Genomic DNA, 1702 nt, shown 5'->3' on the forward strand with positions numbered 1-1702 from the left:
AGTTTGAGTACACCCCAAACTGACGGCAGCTCGCGACGCCTAAGGAATGTCGTCTTCTGCTCAACGCCTCCTCGCTTGGCTGATAGCAACCGTCGGGCTGATTCCCGGTTCCAGCTTGGAGAACTATGCTGCCTCGCCCTCAACCGGGGACAATTTTCACCGATTATTCACCGCTACTGCTGCCGGGGAGCTCCCCCACCGGCTCCCATTTTCAAGCGGTGGAAAACCCCAATTGACCCCCGCCGTGGGCGGCTTAGTTATACGTGCGGGACGGTGGTGATGCGGTTGGCAACGGCGTCTGCGAAGTCACTGGTGCCGGCGGTCCCGCTGAGGTCCATGGTGGTGGTTCCGGCAAGGACAGTGGCTTCGACGGCATCTTCCACCAGTTGGGCGGCGTAGAGGACTTTGTCGTCGTTGAATTTCGCGCCGAGCCAGCGCAGCAGCATTGCCGAGGAGAGGATCATTGCGATTGGGTTGGCTGTGTTCTTTCCGGCGATGTCCGGGGCGGACCCGTGCGAGGCTTGGGCCATGGCGTGCGTGTCGGAGAAATTGATCGAGGGGGCGATGCCCAGAGATCCTGCGACTTCGCCCGCAAGGTCGGAGAGGATGTCGCCGAACATGTTTTCCGTGACGATGACGTCGAACTTGTTGGCGCGGCGGACCAAGTGCACGGTCATGGCGTCGATGTGGAAGTCGTTGACGGTGACGTCGGGATATTGGGTGGCAACCTCGTTGCAGACGTCGCGGAACAGGCCGGTGGTCATTTTCAGGACGTTGGCCTTGTGCACGATGGTCAGTTGCTTGGTGCGGGACTGGGCGAGCTGGAACGCGGCGTGGGCGATGCGTTCGGTCGCGGTGCGGGTGATGATGCCGTGCATGATGGCCACGTCGGGGGTGGGCATGAACTCGCCCGTTCCGGCGTAGGTGTTCCGGTCGGCGTAGAAGCCTTCGGTGTTTTCGCGCACGATGACCAGGTCGGTGCCTTCGACGATGGCGTTGCCGCCGGGGAAGGCCTTGCAGGGGCGGATGTTGGCGAACAGGCCGAAGTGTTTGCGGATGGTCCCGGAGGGGTTCAGCGCGGACCTGTGCGGCTCTGGATAGGATGCGCTGTCGTGAGGGCCCAGGAGCCAGCCGTCGACCTTGTTGAGCGCTTCGAGGGTTTCCTCGGGTACGGCGGTGCTGTGGGTGTCAATCGCGCTCCGCCCCAGCGGAAGCTCTGTCCAGGTGATCGCGGGGGCACCGGCGGCGGCCATGGCCGCGTCCAGGATCTTCACTGAGGCCGGCACGATCTCCGGGCCGATGCCGTCGCCTTTCAGGACGGCCAGCTGGTACTGCTTGGATTCAGTCACGGTAGTTTCCTCTTTTCTTTGTTTCCACTTCTCTTTGACGGACCGGAGCTTTAGACGGTGACCGGCAGGTGTGATGCTGCCAGGCGGTGCTCAACGGCTGCGAGGAACTCTTCTGTTGTGAGCCAAGGCTGTTCCGGCCCGATGAGAAGTGCCAGATCTTTGGTCATCTTCCCGGATTCGACCGTCTTGATGACTACGTCTTCCAGGGTGTCGGCGAACCGGATCACATCCGGTGTCTGGTCCAGCTTGCCGCGGTGCCGCAAGGCCCCGGTCCAGGCAAAGATGCAGGCGATGGGGTTCGTGGAGGTGGCTTTACCCTGCTGGTGCTGACGGTAGTGGCGCGTGATGGTGCC

2 protein-coding genes are annotated in these 1702 nt (G+C 62.3%); both read right to left on the reverse strand.

Translation table 11 applies throughout. The annotated features are described in order from the left end of the window. Window positions 1-257: 257 nt before the first annotated feature. Window positions 258-1349 carry an isocitrate/isopropylmalate dehydrogenase family protein gene (locus RIF72_RS20040; protein WP_309076536.1) on the reverse strand — a complete coding sequence of 364 codons (1092 nt, stop codon included), beginning with the start codon at window positions 1347-1349 and terminating at the stop codon, window positions 258-260. Window positions 1350-1399: 50 nt separating this feature from the next. Then, the coding region (locus tag RIF72_RS20045; protein ID WP_309076537.1) for an isocitrate/isopropylmalate family dehydrogenase at window positions 1400-1702 on the reverse strand (303 nt) is incomplete at its 5' end.

This window comes from Paenarthrobacter sp. (assembly GCF_031180005.1).
In the GTDB taxonomy this organism is placed as follows: Bacteria; Actinomycetota; Actinomycetes; order Actinomycetales; family Micrococcaceae; genus Arthrobacter.